At 64.6% G+C, this 19,563-nt stretch carries 13 protein-coding genes; 7 read left to right on the top strand and 6 right to left on the bottom strand.

What is annotated here, in order from left to right; translation table 11 throughout:
• Positions 1–83: 83 nt before the first annotated feature.
• The 5 genes from AC56QX_RS05290 (at position 84) to AC56QX_RS05270 (ending at position 9,890) form a co-directional block, all read left to right on the top strand.
• Positions 84–2,321: an NHL repeat-containing protein gene (locus tag AC56QX_RS05290; RefSeq protein ID WP_497114108.1), complete on the top strand. Its 2,238-nt coding sequence runs from the start codon at positions 84–86 to the stop codon at positions 2,319–2,321.
• 10 nt (positions 2,322–2,331) lie between these two features.
• The gene (locus tag AC56QX_RS05285) at positions 2,332–6,192 is read left to right on the top strand and encodes a DUF7929 domain-containing protein (protein ID WP_497114106.1); all 3,861 of its coding nucleotides are present in this window, start codon (positions 2,332–2,334) and stop codon (positions 6,190–6,192) included.
• A gap of 175 nt (positions 6,193–6,367) precedes the next feature.
• Positions 6,368–7,045, top strand: coding sequence for a ribulose-phosphate 3-epimerase (gene rpe / locus AC56QX_RS05280; protein ID WP_497114105.1), 678 nt, complete (start codon positions 6,368–6,370; stop codon positions 7,043–7,045).
• A gap of 400 nt (positions 7,046–7,445) precedes the next feature.
• The gene (locus AC56QX_RS05275) at positions 7,446–8,192 is read left to right on the top strand and encodes a GntR family transcriptional regulator (RefSeq protein WP_497117688.1); all 747 of its coding nucleotides are present in this window, start codon (positions 7,446–7,448) and stop codon (positions 8,190–8,192) included.
• Between the two features lie 183 nt (positions 8,193–8,375).
• On the top strand, positions 8,376–9,890 hold the full coding sequence (locus AC56QX_RS05270; protein WP_497114103.1) for a malonate--CoA ligase: 1,515 nt from the start codon (positions 8,376–8,378) through the stop codon (positions 9,888–9,890).
• 17 nt (positions 9,891–9,907) lie between these two features.
• On the opposite strand, the gene AC56QX_RS05265 is transcribed toward AC56QX_RS05270, so the two are convergent.
• From AC56QX_RS05265 to AC56QX_RS05240, 6 genes are all read right to left on the bottom strand, one after another.
• On the bottom strand, positions 9,908–11,983 hold the full coding sequence (locus AC56QX_RS05265; protein WP_497114102.1) for an ABC transporter ATP-binding protein/permease: 2,076 nt from the start codon (positions 11,981–11,983) through the stop codon (positions 9,908–9,910).
• 73 nt (positions 11,984–12,056) lie between these two features.
• Complete coding sequence (locus tag AC56QX_RS05260) at positions 12,057–13,169, bottom strand: NAD(P)/FAD-dependent oxidoreductase (RefSeq protein ID WP_497114101.1); 1,113 nt, start codon at positions 13,167–13,169, stop codon at positions 12,057–12,059.
• Positions 13,170–13,179: 10 nt separating this feature from the next.
• A complete protein-coding gene (nagA, locus tag AC56QX_RS05255) occupies positions 13,180–14,352 on the bottom strand; it encodes an N-acetylglucosamine-6-phosphate deacetylase (RefSeq protein WP_497114099.1) in 1,173 nt (390 codons plus the stop codon).
• Positions 14,349–15,383, bottom strand: coding sequence for an SIS domain-containing protein (locus AC56QX_RS05250; protein WP_497114097.1), 1,035 nt, complete (start codon positions 15,381–15,383; stop codon positions 14,349–14,351). The genes nagA and AC56QX_RS05250 overlap by 4 nt, the downstream gene beginning before the upstream one ends.
• On the bottom strand, positions 15,380–16,162 hold the full coding sequence (locus AC56QX_RS05245; protein ID WP_027040955.1) for a GntR family transcriptional regulator: 783 nt from the start codon (positions 16,160–16,162) through the stop codon (positions 15,380–15,382). Before AC56QX_RS05245 ends, AC56QX_RS05250 begins: the two co-directional genes overlap by 4 nt.
• On the bottom strand, positions 16,159–17,040 hold the full coding sequence (locus AC56QX_RS05240) for a glucosamine kinase nucleotide-binding domain-containing protein (RefSeq protein ID WP_497114095.1): 882 nt from the start codon (positions 17,038–17,040) through the stop codon (positions 16,159–16,161). Before AC56QX_RS05240 ends, AC56QX_RS05245 begins: the two co-directional genes overlap by 4 nt.
• Before the next feature lie 198 nt (positions 17,041–17,238).
• On the opposite strand from AC56QX_RS05240, the gene AC56QX_RS05235 reads away from it, so the two are divergent.
• Positions 17,239–18,168, top strand: coding sequence for an N-acetylmuramic acid 6-phosphate etherase (locus tag AC56QX_RS05235; RefSeq protein ID WP_497114093.1), 930 nt, complete (start codon positions 17,239–17,241; stop codon positions 18,166–18,168).
• Positions 18,169–18,285: 117 nt separating this feature from the next.
• A complete protein-coding gene (locus AC56QX_RS05230; protein ID WP_497114091.1) occupies positions 18,286–19,545 on the top strand; it encodes an ABC transporter substrate-binding protein in 1,260 nt (419 codons plus the stop codon).
• Positions 19,546–19,563: the final 18 nt, after the last annotated feature.

The raw sequence follows: 19,563 nt of genomic DNA, 5'->3' as shown, positions 1-19,563 counted from the left end.
CAGGCAGCATCGGGCGCAAGCATTCTGCGCAAGGCTTCCATGAACCTTTCCACCTCCGTGCGCGACTGACGTCCAGGTGCCGCATGGTGCGGCCCGGAAAGGAAGCCCCCATGACCAGCAACCCAGAGGCTCTGCGGTCTCCGGGAACAACAGGAGCTCGGCGCGACCACCGCCTTCGGGACGGGGTCGATGCGCTGGGCTTTCCGCTGATTCCGTTGACCCTGCGTAAGAGCAGGCGTATCGTGATTTCGAGGAAAGCAGACAATTCGATCAGGGAAGAACGAGCCGGACCGCCGCGCCTTGCCCTGATTTGCGCGGCGGCCCCGGAAGTTTCTCCCCTGGACTACGGGGGTAGTGTCATGTCTCGCATTCGCGGCTCGTTCGCATCGTCTCTCTATGGCTATTTGAGCCGCACCGCCCAGGCCAGCGGCGGATTGCTGGCGTTGGCACTCGCCGCCGGCCTTTGGCTTGCCGGCGCTGCCCAGGCGCAAGACACCCAGATCATCTATCCCGGCTCGATGGCGGTCACCGGCTTTCCCGGGACCGTCATTCCCAATTTGGATGAGGGCCTGCCGCCCGGTGTCGATCCGGTCGACGAAACCTTCATAGACACCACACGCGCCACCTTGCGCGTGTTCGACGTTTCGCACCTGGGTGGGCCGGCCTCGGGCCAGCTCGTCTTCACGCCGCCGCCTTTCGAGGTGACATCAGGCCAGATCGGCGAAGTGTTCGGCCTTACCTATGATGACGGCGTGCGCGATGGTGTGCCGTCCGGCATTCCCAACCTTTACGCCGCCGCCACCTCGCTGCACGGCATAGAAATCGTCACGCCGGACGCCGACAGTGACGGCAGGCCGGAGCGGCAGCGCCGCGGCACATCAGGCGCCACCTTCATGGAAGGCCAGTTCGGCACCGAAAACGGTGGCGGGCCGGGCACCATCTGGAAGATCGACGGCATCACCGGCCAGGTCGCCAAATTCGCCGACATCGACACCAACAGCGGTCCCGGCATCGGCAATATCACCTTCGATCCCAACCACCGCCAGTTCTTCGCCTCCGACCTCGACACCGGCCTGATCCATCGCATCGACGCCAACGGCGGACTGATCGACACCTTCGATCATGGCGTCGCCGGGCGCCCGGCGCATGGACTGGCTCCCGTCGCCGACGACGGCGCGGTGATGGACATACAAGGTGCCGCTTTCGACACGGAAGATCCCGAGACCTGGGGCTACACCCAGGACGAGCGCCGCGTCTGGGCGGTTTCCTATCATGGCGGCCGGCTCTATTACTCGGTCGGCGAGAAGTCTGAGATCTGGTCGGTGGGCATCGCCCGCGACGGCACCTTTGCCGGCGACCCGCGTTGGGAACTGACGGTCAAGGCCGACAAGGATTACGCCGTCACCGACATCGCCTTCGACAACAGCGGCTTCATGTACCTGGCTCAGCGCGGTCCGGTCGAAAACCGCTATGATTACAGCCGCTTCGCCGATTCCGGCAAAGGGGAGGTCATTCGCTACTGGCGTGAGAATCCCGACGATCCGGCAACGGAATCGGTCTGGGTTGAAGTGCCGCAGGAATATGCGGTCGGCTTTCCCCAAGGCAATCGGCAATCGGCCGGCGGTCTCGACCTGCAATATGGCTATGACGCCGACGGCAATCTCGACACTTCAGTGTGCACGCAGACGCTGGTCAACACCGGTGACAAATTGCGTGACAATCCAACGCTTGCCGAGCAACTCGCCGCTGGCGGGCCACTTGCCGTGCATGGCGTGCAGATCACGCCCAAGGATCTGGTCAAGCCGGCCAACGTGCCGCCTTTCGGTTCCTGGTTCGTCGATTTCGACGGCTATTTCGAGGATCCGGAAGTGGAAGGCCATGTCGGCGACGTCGCCGTCTGGCATCCCTGCGAGGGCCGTGCCGGCTATTATGAAGAAATCCCGGGCGGCTATCTGCCTCCCTTCTATCCGCCGGACTTCCCACCGCCCGGCAATCTGCCTCCCTGTCTCGATGTCGACGACGTCCAGTACTACTGCACGCCTTCAGGCCTCGAGGCTGATCTCTATCTCCATGACCATGCCGGCTTCGGCGGCGATTCGATCAAGGCCCAGTCCAGGACGCCAGGCGTCGGGGTGACTTCACCCATGTCGCATGCGCCGGGCAAGCCCTACACGATCAACATCACCGGCCACGATCCGGGCGACAGAGTGGATGTTGGACTTTGCTTCTACAGGAAGTCCGACAAGGACAAGGGTGGCTACTACCCTTGCTGCAAGATGACCTTGCCGCTCCGCACCCCAGCCGTCAGCTGCGAACGTTGAGGAGGGGAAGATGAAAAATCTCGCACTCTCCCCGCTCGCGGAAAACAACTCAACCGACAAGCAGTCAACCGTCATGGAGACGATCATGAAACCCCTGTCATACGCCAGGCGCGGCGCGCGCTGGCTGATGGCGGCCGGTATCGCGGTCGCCATGCTCACCCCTGTGGCAAGCCACGCGGAAGACGCCGCTCCGATCACCCCGGAACTGAAGCTCGACCTCGAAGGTTCGAGTATCGTCACTCCGAGGCCGGATCGGGCCGTCCCGTTCTTCACCAAGAAAGGAACCCAGAGAGGCTGCGACTATGTCGTCTACTCCCTGAGCTTCGGCCTGCGCGGTGATCCGCAGGGCTTCGCCGACCCAAGCCTTGCGGCCAGGCTGAGCAAGCTCAAGCTCGATTTCAAGGACCAGCTCCCGCACGGCCTTGAGATCGTCAACGTCAATGTGGCCGGCGACGGCACGGATTCGTCCGGTGGGCCGCTGCCGGGCGCTTCGATCAGCACCTCGGCAAATCCCAACGATACGGCCACGGTGTCCGATTTCCGGCTCTCCGCCGCCGATCTCGACGGCGCCGGTGCTCCGAACGAGCGCGTCATCACCTTCCAGATCACCGCCAAGATCGACCACGCGGCGTTTCCCTCGCCGACGATCGTCGACAACCAGGGCATGATCAAAGCGACCAATGGGGTCGGCACGGGGGCCATCATCCCGTCGCAGGATCCGAGCAAGCCCGACGATGGCGACTTCAAGACCGGCGTCAAGACCTCGATCAAGATCGATGTCACCAAATGCAACCCGCCACCGCCACCTCCCGGCAAGGAATGCTTCAAGGTGGAACGCGGCACGGTCGATTGCGTGCCCGGCGGCGGCGCCTTCATCTACCACATGCCGGTTGGCCCGGAGATGGGTGGCAAATGGGTGCAGGTGTCGACGACGACACCCGGCATCACCATCATCCCCGACACGCAGCTGGTGCCTCCGGGCGGCGGTGTTCTCAACTGGAAGATCGTCGGCGCGTCACCTGGCGACGTCATCCACCTCATCGTCACCGGCATCGAGACCTATGCCGGCCCGAAGGAGGGCTGGGGCCTGTGCTGCACGCAGACCATCGATATCGTCATCCCGCGTGACCAGCGGTGCCCGCCCAAGGACAAGGAGCCTGATCTCAAGGTCGAGAAACGCGCCGATGTCCCGCGCTGCACCATGGCCGGCGGCTGCGACTTCACCATCAGGGTCACCAATGTCGGCACCGCGCCCTACAACGGCAAGATCGTGCTCGACGAGGTGACGCTGCCGGCCGGCTCGACGCTGAGTTCAGGGCCCAATCCGCCCTGGGTCTGCGTACCCGGCACCACCCCGATGACCTGCACCTATCCGGTGACCACGCTCAATCCGGGCGCCTTTGTCGACCTCAAGCTCGGCTTCAAGCCGGCCGGGGGCTGGCAAGGCAAGGTGCTGCGCAACTGCGCCACCTACAATTATCCGGCAAGCGGCAAGCCGCTGTTCGGCAGCCAACAAAACGACAGGGGCTGCGCCTCGATCCCGATCTGCCGCCGTGGCGATCGTGACCGCGACTGCCAGCCGCCGGTCGAGAAGAAGGTCGACTTGATCCTGAAGAAGCGCGCGCGCATTCCGGTCTGCACGCCGGACGGCGTCTGCTACTTTGTGATCGACATCATCAACAACGGCACATCAACCTATAACGGGCCGCTGACGGTGGTCGACAACTACCCCGGCGGCGCCCCGGCCTCCTCGACCTTCGGCCCAAGCCCGCCCTGGACTTGCGGTCCGAACGGCCCCGGCCAGTTCCGCTGCGACAATGCCGGCATCTCGCTGCCTGCGGGCGCCTCGACGCCGATCTTCGTCAGGGCGGTGATGCCGGCCGGCTACCAGTCGGATACGGTCGAAAACTGTGCCGCGGTGAAGGCCATTCCCGGTGAGGTCGACCTCACCAACAACAAGGCCTGCGCCAAGGAACGCATCCGTCATCCCAATGGCGGCAAGCCGACCCTGCGCATCACCAAGGTCTGCAACGGCTCGCTGGCCGGTGCCGCGGTCATCTCTTGCCGCATCACCGTCATCAGCCTTGGCACCGCTGCCCCCACCGGCCCGGTGCGGGTCAACGATGCCGCCACGCTGGTATCGGGCGGCGCGCCCGTCCAGATCCAGACCGTCACCCCTGACGGCGCGGAGTGGGCATGCGGACCGGTTCCGGCCAATGCGCTGTCGTGCCAGATTCCCGGCGCCGTCATGACGCCCGGAACCAGCCGCCACTTCGACGTGACGGTCTCGGCCAATGGCGAGTTCGAGAACTGTGCGCGCGGCTCCTATGGGCCGGCGCCCGGCGACGACGTCGTCTATCCGATCGGCCAGGCCTGCGCCAAGGGCGGCGGTACTTCGACCATCCGTGTCGAAAAGACCGGCGACCGCGAATGCCGGCTCGGCCAGCCCTGCTCGTTCGACATCACCATCACCAATGATGGGACGAGCCCCTTCTCCGGTCCGGTTCGCATCGGTGATGCGATCGGCGTGGAAGGTCTCGGCCGGCTGGACGGTGTTGCGATCACCTCGATCGACCCGCCCTTCGGCTGCTCGCCGGAGCCGACGACACTGCCGGCCTCCTGCATCGCCAACCTGACGCTCGGCGCCGGTGAAAGCCAGTCGCATCACGTCACCGTGGTCATTCCCGACGACGGGCGTCTCGCCAATCTGCAGGGCAACGTCAACGGCCAGAACTGCGTCGGCGTCCTGTCTCCCGACACACGGGTGCAGGGCGGCGGCGACGTGCTGGGCGGTGACCAGACCAACGTTCAGGGCGATCGCGGCAAGGCCTATGCGTGCCACCCCTTCATCATCACCCACGAGGAGAAGAAGGAGTGCTCGCCAGGCTTCGTCATGAACGATGCCGGCCGCTGCGTCTGCCCGGAAGGCACCACCTTCCGCAACGGCCAGTGCACCGGCGGCGGCACCAACATTCTGCCGACACCACCGCCGCCGAAGCGCTGCGTGCTGCTCGAAGGCCAGATCCGCACCGAGGACGGGCGCTGCATCTGCCCGCGCGGCACGGCGCTGGAGAACGGGAAGTGCGTCAGGACCGACAGGCCCGAGCAGTGCACCATCCGTGGCCAGATCCACAATGCCGATGGCGATTGTGTCTGCCCACAAGGGACCGAGGTGCGCAACGGCGCCTGCCGCCCGATCCGGCCGAAGCCTGAGCAGTGCACCATCCGTGGCCAGATCCACAATGCCGATGGCGATTGTGTCTGCCCACAAGGGACCGAGGTGCGCAACGGCGCCTGCCGCCCGGTCCGGCCGAAGCCTGAGCAGTGCACCATCCGTGGCCAGATCCGCAATGCCGATGGCGATTGCGTCTGCCCGCAAGGGACCGAGGTGCGCAACGGTGCCTGCCGTCCGATCCGGCCGAAGCCCGACCAGTGCACCATCCGTGGCCAGGTCCACGACGCCGACGGCAATTGCGTCTGCCCGCGGGGTACCGAGGTGATCGACGGCGCATGCCGGCGCAAGCAGCCGCAACTGGAGCAGTGCGACATACGCGGCCAGGTCCACAACAAGCGCGGCGAGTGCGTCTGCCCGCGTGGGACCGAGGTGATCGACGGCGCGTGCCGCAAGCCCAGGCAACAGACGGAATGCGCACCGGGCTCGCAGATGGTCGATGGCCAGTGCCAGCCGATCTTCAGGCGGCGCTGCCCGGAAGGCACGATTGGGCGCTATCCCAACTGCCGGCCGATACGCGGGCAGCCATCCCTGGAGCTCAACCCGGGCCTGCTGCTGCAACAGGTCTTGCCACGGCGTCAGCCACAGGTCGAACAGCAGCAGGATCCGGCCAGGATCCTGAAGCTCCAGCAGCAATAACGATCTGCTCGACGCCAGACCAGAAACCCGCCGGAGCAATTCGGCGGGTTTTTCTTCACCCACCACCCAAGCCTGTGGAGCCGCCCTGTCCGCACCCTCGACAAGTCAGCCGCCGCGCATTAGGCAGTCGGTTCAGGGTGAGCGGTATGAAAAGCGCGCCCGGAAAGGCCGCGAGATGAGCAAAAAGACCTTGATCGCACCTTCGGTGCTGGCTTCGGACTTTTCGAAGCTCGGCGACGAGGTCGAAGCCGTCGCGGCCGCTGGCGCGGACTGGATCCATCTCGATGTCATGGATGGCCATTTCGTCCCCAACATCACCTTCGGTCCGCCCGTCATCAAGGCGATCCGTAACCGCACCAAGGCTTTCTTCGACTGCCATCTGATGATTGCACCGGCCGATCCCTATCTCGCCGCCTTCGCCGAGGCCGGCTGTGACGGCATGACGGTGCATGCGGAGGCCGGGCCGCATCTCGACCGCTCGCTGCAGACCATCAGGAACCTCGGCAAGAAGGCCGGTGTGTCGCTCAATCCGGCGACGCCGGAAACGATGATCGAATATGTGCTCGACCGGCTCGACCTGATCCTGATCATGACCGTCAACCCGGGTTTCGGCGGCCAGGCTTTCATCCCGGCGATCGTCGACAAGGTGAGAAGGGTCAAGGCGCTGATCGGCGACCGGCCGATCCGCATAGAGATTGACGGCGGCGTTTCACCCGAAACAGCCCCCTTGGTGACATCGGCCGGCGCCGATGTGCTGGTGGCAGGTGCCGCCATCTTCAAGGGCGGCAGTGTCGAAGCTTACCGCGCCAACATCGAGGCGATCAGGACAGCGGCCGACAAGGCCGCCGGCTAAACTCACCGCGATCATCCCGTTTCAATCCAACAGGTCGGCAAAGAGCCGTTGTGCGGACGCGGCTCTTTCAGGGTACGCCCTGCCCGAATCAGATTCGCTGAGAAGGCCTGATTCGGGCGAACCATCCGCTGTCTTTGCGCGCGATAGAAAAGATACACGCGTGGGCACACAAGAAACAGATGATCCTGCGTGCATACCAAACACGTTAAGTTTCTACTGGTTGTAGAGACACACAAATTTCCTCGATCAGGTGCAGATCGGGCTATATTCCTTTGTGCTTAAGTACAATAGCGCTATGTTGTGCTTGAGCCTGCGGACGCGATCACTGTATGGTACATGTACGGAAGGACTCTTTTCGGACTCGAATTGCCCGGACAAAAATGGGGACAAGGAGTCAACTTTGACATATGGAGCTGCCAACCTGAACGACGACGGCACAGGATCCAAGAGCACACTTGCCAGTACGGTCTATCACCAATTGCGTGATGATCTCCTCGGCGGGGCTCTTGAAACCGAAAGCAAGCTGCGGGTCGAGTGGGTTGTTTCCAAATATGGCGCCGGCGCTTCCCCGGTTCGTGAAGCTCTCAATCGCCTTGCCTCCGAAGGACTTCTTGGTCGTCACGATCAGCGTGGCTTTTTCATCATGCCGGTCACTGCGGCGGAGCTCGAAGAGCTGACGCGCACCCGCTGCTGGCTCGAGGAGCGGGCGCTTCGCGAATCCATCGCTCACCGCTCCGCCGAATGGGAAGAACAGCTGGTGCTGGCGCTGCATCGCCTGGGCCGTGCCTCACGTCTTTCGCCGCAAAATGCCACGTCGCTCGACCCGGATTGGGAGAAATTGCACCGCACCTTCCATCGGGTGCTGATCTCGGCCTGCCGGTCGCACTGGCTGGTGGGCTTCTGCGATCAGCTTTCCGATCACGCCTATCGCTATCGGCAAATGGCCAATGACGGCGAAAGCATCCAGCGCGACGATTTCGCTGAACACCGGCTGATCGCCGAGTGCGCGCTGGACGGCAATGCCGACGGCGCCGTGCAGGCCTTGATCGATCACTACCAGCTGACCGCTGCCATGTGCATGGAACGCTTCAAGCAAGGCGAAATCGCAAAAAAAGCCGCCGTCGCGGCCGAACGCGCCCGACGGTAACGATTATTCCCTCTAGCGGCCCTTGCCGCGATCATCAGCGACCCCGTGGCAGACGTGAGGCGCTGGAACCGCCGTTTGCGGTCTTGACGGCGCGGCTGGGAAACGCGAACTCTTCGCCGGCGGCGCATGCCGCCTGAAAAGCGTGCCCGGCGCCGCCATTGCCGCCACCCCAGGGGAGACTTCATGAGCAATCATCTGTTCGATGCGTTCCGGTCCCGGATGCCGGCGCCCGGGCGTCTGTTGATGGAGACAGATGATGGGCGCTCGCTCAGCTATGGCGACATGCTGGCGCGGTCGGCACAGCTCGCGCACGCGCTGCTGCAACTGGACGTCGAGCCCGGTGACCGGGTCGCCGTGCAGGTCGAGAAGAGCCCGGAGGCGCTGCTGCTCTATCTCGCCTGCGTCCGCGCCGGGGCCGTCTTCCTGCCGCTCAACACCGCCTACACGCTGACCGAGCTCGGCTATTTCTTTGGGGATGCCGCACCGCGGGTCATCGTCTGCGACCCGGCGAAGTCGGCCGATATCGGCCGCATGGTCGAGCCATCCGGCGCCGTCGTGGTCACACTCGATCGCAATGGCCGGGGATCGCTGGCGGACCAGGCATCGCGACAGGCGTCCGATTTTCACGATGTCGAGCGGGGCGCGGATGATCTTGCCGCAATCCTCTACACGTCGGGAACCACCGGCCGGTCGAAAGGCGCCATGCTCAGCCACGAGAACCTGGCCTCGAACGCGCGGGTGCTGGTCGAGCAATGGCGCTTCACCTCGGGCGATGTGCTGATCCACGCGCTGCCGATCTTTCATACGCACGGCCTGTTCGTCGCCACCAATGTCATCCTGATGGCCGGCGCCTCGATGCTGTTCGAGCAGAAATTCGATCCTGCGCGCATCATCGCGCTGCTGCCGCGTGCCACCGCGCTGATGGGCGTGCCGACCTTCTATACCAGGCTTTTGCAGCAGGACGGTCTGGACCGTGAGACGGCTAAGAATATCCGCCTGTTCGTATCCGGCTCGGCGCCGCTGCTGGCCGAGACGCACAACGCCTGGCGCGAGCGCACCGGCCACGCCATCCTCGAACGTTACGGCATGACCGAGACCAACATGAACACCTCCAACCCCTATGAGGGTGAACGGCGCGCCGGCACGGTCGGCTTCCCCTTGCCTGGCGTGTCGCTGCGCATTGCCGATCCCGACAGCGGCAAGCCTCTGGCACAGGGCGAGGTCGGCATGATCGAGGTCAAGGGTCCGAACGTGTTTGGCGGCTACTGGCGCATGCCGGAAAAGACCAAGGCGGAACTCCGCGCCGACGGTTTCTTCATCACGGGCGATCTCGGCATGGTCGACACCCAAGGCTATGTCCACATCGTTGGACGCGGCAAGGACCTGATCATATCAGGCGGCTACAACATCTATCCAAAGGAGCTTGAAAGCGAGATCGACGCGCTTGCAGGGGTGAGCGAGAGCGCCGTCATCGGCGTCGCCCATCCGGATTTCGGCGAAGGCGTCACCGCTGTCGTCGTGCGGGCGCCGGCGTCGCGGATCACCGGCGCTGAAATTCTCAGCGCCATCGCCGGCCGCGTGGCAAAATACAAGCATCCGAAGCAGGTGATCTTCGTCGACGAATTGCCGCGCAACACGATGGGCAAGGTGCAGAAGAATCTTCTGCGCGATACCTACAAGGACCTCTATGCGTCCTAGCCAGTTCGTGCGCCCCCTTACTTCAGCCTACGCGGCCTTTCGATCCTCGTACCGGAACCCCACAAGGCGCGCTGGATCAGGTTGCGTTTGCGGTTGCGCGGCGCCAGGTCGATGTCCCCGACCAGCTTTGCGCCACCCTTGCGCCGCTCGAGCGTGATCTTGCGGGTGTGGAAGGCTTCCAGTTCGGCGCGGTGCGCCACGCTGACGATGGTGACCTCGGGCAATTCGTGGATCACCGTTTCCATCATCTGGTCCTGGCTCTTCTCGTCCAGCGCCGAGGTTGCCTCGTCCAGTACGACGATGTCTGGGCGATGCAGCAAAAGGCGCGCGAAGGCGATTCGCTGTTTTTCGCCACCCGACAGGGTCTGGTCCCAGGGCGCTTCCTCTTTGATCCGGCCAGTGAGGTAGCCCAGGCCGACCTTGTCGAGGGCGGCCTTGATCTGTTCGAGCTTCCAGCGGTTGGCGGCCGCGGGGTAGGCGACCACCCGGCGCAGCGTGCCGGAAGGGATGTATGGCCGCTGCGGCAGCATGAACAAACGTTTGTCGGGATGGAAATTGACGCTGCCGCTTCCCCATGGCCACAGGCCTGCGATCGCCCGCACCAGTGTCGACTTGCCCGAACCGGATTCGCCGGACACCAGCAGGCGCTCGCCCGGTTCGACCCCGACTTCTGTTTCCTTGACCACGGAAGTGCCGTCGTCGAGCGTCACGGAGAGATTGTCGAGGGAGAGCATCGTATCGCCCTTGGTCTCGCCGTGAAGGATGCGCCCCAGTTCGTTGCTCTGCTCGGCGCGCTCCAGCCCGTCGAGCGACATCATCAGTGAGGCGATGCGCCGGGCAGAGGCGTTCCAGTCGGCAAGGCGCGGATAATTGTCGACCAGCCAGCCGAACGCGCCCTGCACGATGGCGAAGGCGGAGGCAGCCTGCATGACTTGGCCAAGCGACATTGAGCCTTCGAGAAACTTTGGCGCGCACAGCAGCACCGGCACGACCGGCGCGAACAGGCTCGAGCCCTGCGAGACCACCGCCGTGCGCATATGCTGGCCTGTCAGTTGCGCCCATCGCTTCAGCACGCCGGCAAAGGTCCTGTCGATGCCGCTGCGTTCCTCCTGCTCGCCGCCGAGCAAGGCGATGCTCTCGCCGTTTTCGCGCACGCGCGTCAGCACATAGCGGAATTCGGCTTCCGTCTGGTTCTTCTCTTCGGACAGCCGCACGAAATTGCGCCCGATAACGAACATCGAGGTGGAGGTGATCGCGGCATAGATCACCGCCGTGATGACGAGGAAGCCGGGCACGGTGAAGGTCGAGCCTCCCAATGTGAAGCTCAAGGCTCCGCCGATCGTCCACAGCACCACGATGAAGGTCGAGGCCGACAGGGTGGCGACAATCACGCCGGCGACGAAGTCGACGGGCGCCTCGGTGGCGACCCGCAGATCTTCCGAGAGGCGGGCCTCGGGGTTCTGGTGGTCGCCCTGCACCAGGTTCAGCTGGTAGTAGCGGCCGTTGGCGAGCCAGCGCGCTATCACCGAGGTGGTCAGCCAGGAGCGCCAGCGGCGCTGCATGGTCATGCGCAGATACACCTGCGCGACGACGAGGCTGATGCTGCCAAGCACGAGCGGCACGAACACCGCGCTCAGGAAATAGACGCTGTGGGCGTCGCGCTTCTCGATGGCGTCGAAGATCGAGCGGTTCCAGACATTGATCCCGTACTGGAAGCCGACATTGATGCCGATCAGGATCAGCAGTCCGATCGTCAACGGCCAGCCGAGCCTGTCGCCGTGCCGGCCCCAATAGCCGCGGCCGCTGATCCAGAACCGCTTCAGCAGGTACTTCTTGCGCACCTGTTCGGTCTGCTCTGGCGTCAGCTCCGGATCGGGTTCGACAGCTTCCGGCGGCGGGGTCTCGCCGACTATCTCGGAAGTTGCCGCTTCGACGGTAGAAGCCTTCTTGCGTGGCTTCTTTTCGCGCGGCTCATGATCGCGCGGAATCTCGTCACGCGGCCTCTGTCGTCGCAGTTTTCCTCGACGTGGCTTCGGAGTGCCGTCCGGTTTGATGCCGTCGGCCGGTTTCGATCTGGGTTTCGCGTCGGACATACGCCCTGACAACGGCTTCAAAATCAAAAGGTTTCATGATGTTCGCTTGAGACGACAACGCCCGACGGCACTGTCATTTCCGGTCCAGCAGGTCGACGACATGGTCGGCGATCGCCAGGCTTGCCGTCAGGCCGGGGCTCTCGATGCCGAACAGATTGACGATCCGCCCGGCGCCATGGTCGGCCGGCCCCTGCACCATGAAATCGGCGGTCGGCTGGCCCGGGCCCGACAGTTTCGGCCTGATGCCGGCATAGGCCGGCTGCAGGGTGCCGTCGGCAAGATCGGGCCAATAGCGCCGGATCGCGTCGTAGAAGACGGCGCTTCGGCGGGGATCGACGGTGTAATCGACATGGTCGATCCATTCGACATCGGGCCCAAAGCGCGCACTGCCGCCAAGGTCGAGCGTCAGGTGGACGCCAAGGCCGCCTTCGACCGGGACCGGATAGATCAGCCGCGAAAACGGCGACCGGCCCGGAAGCGCGAAATAGTTTCCGCGCGCCAGCCACTGCCGGGGGATGAGATCCCTTGGGAAGCCGTCGATGCGGCCGGCCACCGTTTGCGCATCAAGGCCCGCGGCATTGACGAAGGCGCCTGTCTCCAAGGCGAAGGTCTCGCCATTGGCATCGCGCGTGTCGATCCGGATCCCGTCGGCGTCGATCGTCGCCCCGGCGACCGAGGTGAGGAAAGCGAAAGATGCGCCGGCGGCTTCGGCGTCGCCGCGCAGCGACAGCATCAGCGCATGGCTGTCGACAATCCCGGTCGATGGCGACAGGAGCGCGGCGCCACATGTCAGCGCCGGTTCCAGGCTTTCGGCCTCGCCCCGCGTCAAGAACTGGAGATCGTCGACCCCACAGCGTCGCGCATTTTCCTGGATCTTCCGCAACCCGTCCGTCTGGCCTGGCTCGCTGGCAACGATCAGCTTGCCGGTGCGGGCATGGGCGACGTTGTGGTCCGTGCAGTAGGCGTAGAGTTGCCGACGCCCATCGACGCAGAGCCGGGCTTTCAGGCTCCCCGGTGCATAATAAAGCCCGGCATGGATGACTTCGGAATTGCGCGAGCTGGTGACCGTGCCGATCGCGTCCGCCTGCTCGACCACCACCACCTCGCGGCCCGACACGGCAAGCGCTCTGGCAATGGCAAGCCCGACGACGCCTGCTCCGGCGACGACACAATCGATTGTCTGCATGGCCTCGCTTTCAGCGTGAAGCGCCGGCCTCGAACACCTTGTCGCCGCCGATCCAGACGCTTCCTATGCCAAGATCGTCCGACAGCGCAACGACATCCGCCGCCGTACCATTGGCCAGGCGGCCAAGCCGATGCGACTGGCCGATCGCTTGCGCCGGGTAGAGCGAGGCCATGCGCAAGGCCTCGGACAGATCGATGCCAACGACATTGCGCATGAAGCGCACGGCCGAGATCATGTCGAGATCAGCGCCCGCCAGCGTGCCGTCGGCAAGCCTGAGACTGCCATCCCGACGGTAGATGGTGCGGCCGTTCAGCGTGAACGAGGTCATGTCGGTGCCGATCGTCGCCATCGCGTCGCTGACCAGCACGATCTTGCCTGGCCCCTGCTTGGCATCGAGCGCGATCCTGATGGTCGCGGGATGGACATGGATGCCGTCGGCGATCAGCCCGGCGGACAAGGTGCCGATGTCGATGGCCGTGCCGGCCAGGCCCGGTTCGCGATTGCCGATCTGGCTCATCGCGTTGAACAGATGGGTGACCAAGCCGGCCCCGGCTTCGGCGAAGGCCTTTGCCGTGGCGTAACCGGTGTCGGAATGGCCGAGGCTGACGACGACGCCGGCCTTGACCAAGGCCGCAACGCGCGCCGGTTCGACGGATTCCGGCGCGATCGTGGTGAGCAGCACCGGCAGCTTCTGCCGCGCGGCGATCAGCATCGCTTGGTCTTCATCCGTCATCGGCCGGATCAACGCCGGATCATGCGCGCCCTTGCGCGCGATCGACAGATGCGGCCCTTCGAGATGCAAGCCGAGGAAACCAGGGACCTTTTGCAGCGCGGCTGCTTCGCCGGCAGCGACGGCGGAAGCGGTGATATCAGGCGTGTCGGTAATCAGCGTCGCCAGCAGCGCCGTCGTTCCGAACGGCGCGTGCGCCTTGCAGATGGTTTCGATCGAGGCGACATCGGGGTGGTCGTTGAGCATGACGCCGCCGCCGCCATTGACCTGGATGTCGACGAAGCCCGGCACCAGCATCCGGCCACCAGTGTCGACAGCGCGGATATCCGCGGGGATGGCGCCGGTGGGCACAATAGCCTCGACCAGACCGTCGCGCACGACAAGTGCCGCGTCTTCGTGCCAGTCGTCGCCGTCGAAAATGCGGGCGCCGGTCAGGGCAAAGCGATCGCTCATACCGTCTCCGTCACCTTGCGAAGATTGCGCGGCGTGTCCGGGTCGAGGCCGCGGTGGCGCGCGAAAGCCTCGACGAACACGTAGAAGGAGACGATCAGCGTCAGCGGATCGGTCAGCGGGTGACCGGTGGCGACGTGCGGCAGGCGCGTGGCGCGATTGGCAAGCGCTGATGTGACGAACACCGGTGCCCCCTTGGCCGCCAGGCCGTCTGCCGCCTCAGTGATGGACGGTTCGGATGCATCGCGCGCGGCCAGCGCCAGCACCGGGAAATCGGGGCCGATCAGCGCCAGCGGGCCGTGCATGACTTCGGCCGCACTGTAGGCCTCGGCATGCATGCCGCAGGTTTCCTTGAATTTCAGAGCCGCCTCGTTGGCCATTGCCGCCGACGGTCCGCGGCCGAGAATGAACAGCGACTTCTGCTTCTCGATGGTTTCGGAGAGCAGGCTCATCCAGTCGCAGGCGATCGCCTTGCCGAAATGCTCGGGCAAGCGGGCAAGCGCTGCCAGAAGCGCTTCGTCGCCGGTGGAATGCGCCATCAGCGCGAGACCGGCGACGGCGGAATTGACGAAGGTCTTGGTCGCCGCGACGCTGCGTTCGGGCCCCGCCAATATGTCGATCGCATAGTCCGAGGCGCGCGCCAGCGGCGAATCGGCAGTGTTGGTGACGGCGATGGTCAGCGCACCGCCGGCGCGTGCGGTTTCGGCCATGGCGACGATGTCCGGGCTCTTGCCCGACTGCGAGATGGCCAGGCAGGCCGAGCCGCCAAGCCGGAGTTTACGGCCATAGATCGAAGCGATGGAGGGGCCGACTGAGGCAACCGCAAGGCCCGCGGTCAGTTCGACGGCATATTTCATGAAGGTCGCGGCATGGTCGGACGAACCGCGCGCCACGGTGACGACAAACTGCGGGTCGCGTTCCCGGATGCCGCGCCCGGCTTCCGCCAGCACGGCGCCGGAGCCATCGAGCAGGCGGGCGACGGCCTGCGGGATCTCCTCGATCTCGCGCTGCATATGGGTGGTGTTGGAGATCATGGTCGGCCCTCTTCGCTCGGCCCTGTCAGCCGCAGTTCGGCGACGAAATCATAAGCGTCGCCTCGGTAGATGGAGCGGGTGAATTCGATCACCTTGCCGCTCGCCAGATAGGAAATGCGTTCGATGTGCAGGCCGGCAATGCCCGGCGGCACTTCGAGCAGGCGCGCATCGCTGTCGCCGAGATTGGCGGCCGAGATGCGCTGCACAGCCCTCACCGGGCGATTGCCGGTCAATTCGAGTGCCGCATAGAGCGAGGAACCGATGCCCGCCGGGTCGGGCAGCACGCTGGCAGACAGCGAGGCGCGTTCGATCGCCAGCGGCGTGTCATTGGCGATACGCAGGCGGGCCACGCGCGCCACAAGCTCATTTGACGACAGGCCGAGCACCATCATCTCGTCGGGCGAGGGCGCGTAGAGGCCGCGGTCGAGCCAGGCCGAGCGCACCGCCATGCCGCGTCGCGCCATGTCTTCGGTAAACGAGGTCAGCCGCGACAGCGACTGCTCGACGCGCTCCATGCGCGGAGCCACGAACGTGCCGGAGCCATGACGCTGCACTAGGATGCCGCCCTTGACCAGGTCCTGCACGGCCTTGCGCACGGTGACGCGGGAAATGTCGGCCTTGGTCGCGATGTCGCGCTCGGAAGGCAGCGCGTCGCCCGGCCCGATCAGGCCGCGATTGACAGCGTCCTCGATGCTCTTGCGCAATTGCAGATAAAGCGGCGCGCCGCTTTGCGAGGATTGCTTCAGCGTGGCGAAGATCTGGTCGGCGGCGTCGCTCATCGAGCCGCCTCCGCTGGTTTGGCGAACAGACGCGCCGCCATCTGCACCGCCCCACCCAGCGCGTCGTCGAGCGGCGGCTTCAGCAGCGCCTGGTAGCGTGCCGACAGGCGCGGCGCATAAAGTGGTGCCAGTCCGCCGAGCAGGCAAAGCGGCGCATCATCCGGAAGGCCGAGCGCGCCGAGCGAAGCTTCGACATCGCTGACCGCCTTGTCGACGATCCAGTTGGCGACGGCATCGCCCTTTTCGGCATGCTCGAACACTTTGGGCGCGAAGCCGCCGAAATCGCCGGGCTTGGCATTGGTGGTGAACTCGACCACGTCTTCCGGATTGTTGCGGAAGGTGGCCATCATGGCGTCGGTCAGTGGCGAGCGCGCGCGCACGCCGTCATGGGCCAGCAGGGTCTGTTCCAGGAGATCGCGGCCGATGCGGGCGCCGCTGCCCTGGTCGCCGACCTGAAAACCCCAGCCGCCGATGGCGCGCGACTTGCCATCCTTACGCGCCATATAGGCGGTGCCGGTGCCGAGGATCGCCATGGCGCCGTCACCGGAGCCGACGGCGCCCTCGAGCGCGATCTCGGCGTCGGTCTCGACGCGGCTGGTGCTGAACGGCAGGATCGCTTCGAGCTGCTGCCGGTAGGTGCCGACATTGGCGCCGGCAAGGCCGAGAATGGCCGGCGTTTGCGGGATCAGTTCGGGATCCTGTCCGGCGGCGATGAATGCCTGCCGTGCGGCGTCGACAATGTTCGAGCGCGCCCCGGTGAGGTCGGTGCGGATGTTGGCGGCGCCGCTCTTGGCACGGCCAATAACCGTACCTTCAACCGTTGCCAGGGCGGCCCTGCAGCTGGTGCCGCCGCCATCGATACCGAGCACGAATTTCACGCGATTTCTCCTCCGGGCGGATAATACCAATAAAATACCAATAGCCAAGGGTTAATTTCCGTTTCAAAAAGATTAAGCCGTATTTTATTGAAAATCCTCAGCATTTCGTCGGCTCAGCAATTTCCTCTCCGCGAATTCGTTAATGCATGTGGACAAGTGGTATTTTTTTGGTATTGTTCTGGTATTGGAGGAACGCGGATGGCTGAAACGCGCACCGAAGCGCTTCACAGGAATGCCGAGGGGCTGGATATCCAGGCTCCGGAAGCCATCCTTGTTTCGCTGGTCGATGCGCAGATCGAAGCCGCCAAGGCCGTCCGCAACGCCATCCCCGCCATCGCCAAAGCAGCCGAAATCATCGCCGGCCGGTTGAACGGCGGCGGCAAGCTAGCCTATGCCGCGGCCGGCAGTTCCGGCCTGATGGCGCTGGCCGATGCCCTGGAACTGCCCGGCACTTTCGGCATTCAGCGCGACCGCATCGCCATCCTGATCGCCGGCGGCGACGAGGCTTTCCACACGCTGGCCGGCGGCCCCGAGGATGATGCAGAGGAGGCTGCGGCGGCGGTCGCCAATGCCGGCATCGGCGCGGGCGATTGCCTGATCGCCCTTTCCGCCAGCGGCACGACACCTTATGCGGTACGCGCCATCGAGGAAGCCGCCAGCCGCGGTGCGGCCACCATCGGCATCGCCAACAACCGGGACTCGGCCCTGCTTCGCAAGGCCGAAACCGCCATCCTGCTCGAAACGCCGCCGGAAGTGATCGCCGGCTCGACGCGCATGGGCGCCGGCACCGCCCAGAAGATCGCGCTCAACATGCTGTCGACCTTGACCGCCGTCCATCTCGGCCACGTGCATGACGGCTACATGGTCAACCTCATGGCCGACAACATCAAGCTGCGCGACCGCGCCGCCCGCATCGTCGCCGCCATCAGCGGGCGCAGCACGGACGATGCGGCCCGGCTGCTCGAAAAGAGCGGCGGCGCGGTCAAGACCGCCATTCTGCTCGCCGCCGGCGCCGACAGCGCCGATGCGGCGCAGAAGATACTGGAAGAGGCCGGCCAGAAGCTGCGGCCGGCCCTTTCCGCGCTGGGGCATGATCCCGAAAAAGATCATGCCCGGACAAAGAAGTAGGGCTTGTTTCATCCCGATTTCCATCGGGGTGAAACGGGCTCGCGAGGGGAGCAAGGGGTCAAAAGCCTCTGTTCTCATCAAAACCGAACCTGAAAAAGGTCAACAGGGAGACTGAGCATGACAACGAAACTACTGACGGCACTGCTTCTGGGCACCAGCATTCTCGGCTCGGCCGGGATGGCTTCTGCCGCGGACGTAACGCTCAACATCGAAAGCTGGCGCGGTGACGACCTTGCCATCTGGAAGGACAAGCTGATCCCGGCTTTCGAAGCCAAGAACCCCGGCATCAAGGTGGTGTTCGCACCATCGGCTCCGACCGAATATGATGCCGCACTCGGCGCCAAGCTCGCCGCCGGCTCGGCGGGCGACCTGATCACCTGCCGCCCGTTCGACAAGTCGCTTGAACTCTACAAGAAGGGCAACCTTGCCGACCTGTCGGCGCTGCCCGGCATGGAGAACTTCTCAGCCGTTGCCAAGTCCGCCTGGCAGACCGACGACGGCAAGGCGAGCTTCTGCGTGCCGATGGCCTCCGTCATCCACGGATTCATCTACAACAAGGACGCCTTCGACAAGCTCGGCATCAAGGTACCGACGACCCGCGACGAGTTCTTCGCCGCGCTCGACAAGATCAAGGCCGACGGCACCTACATCCCGATGGCGATGGGCACCAAGGATCTCTGGGAAGCCGCGACCATGGGCTACCAGAACATCGGCCCCAACTACTGGAAGGGCGAGGATGGCCGTGCGGCGCTGATCAAGGGCGACCAGAAGCTGACCGACAAGGACTGGGTCGCTCCGTATGAGGAACTGGCCAAGTGGAAGCCGTATCTCGGTGACGGCTTCGAAGCCCAGACCTATCCGGATAGCCAGAACCTGTTCACGCTCGGCCGCGCCGCCATCTACCCGGCCGGCTCGTGGGAAATCGGCCTGTTCAACACCCAGGCCCAGTTCAAGATGGGCGCTTTCCCGCCCCCGGTCGAGAAGGCCGGCGACACCTGCTACATCTCCGACCATACCGATATCGGCATGGGCCTGAATGCAGCTTCGAAGAACGCCGACGCCGCCAAGACCTTCCTGTCGTGGGTGGCCTCGCCGGATTTCGCCACCATCTACGCCAACGCGCTGCCGGGCTTCTTCAGCCTGAACTCCTCGCCGGTGAAGATGGCAGACCCGCTGGCGCAGGAATTCGTCTCCTGGCGCGGCAAGTGCAAGTCGACGATCCGTTCGACCTACCAGATCCTGTCGCGCGGCACGCCGAACCTCGAAAACGAGACCTGGGTTGAATCGGCCAACGTCATCAATGGCACCGACACCCCGGAAGCCGCGGCCAAGAAGCTGCAGACCGGTCTCGACAGCTGGTACAAGCCAGCGAAGTAAGAGCTCAGGCAACGGAGC

Source organism: Mesorhizobium sp. RCAM 06353, assembly GCF_059683585.1.
Note: the sequence above shows the minus strand (reverse complement) of the source record. Positions and strands in the feature narration are given on the sequence as shown.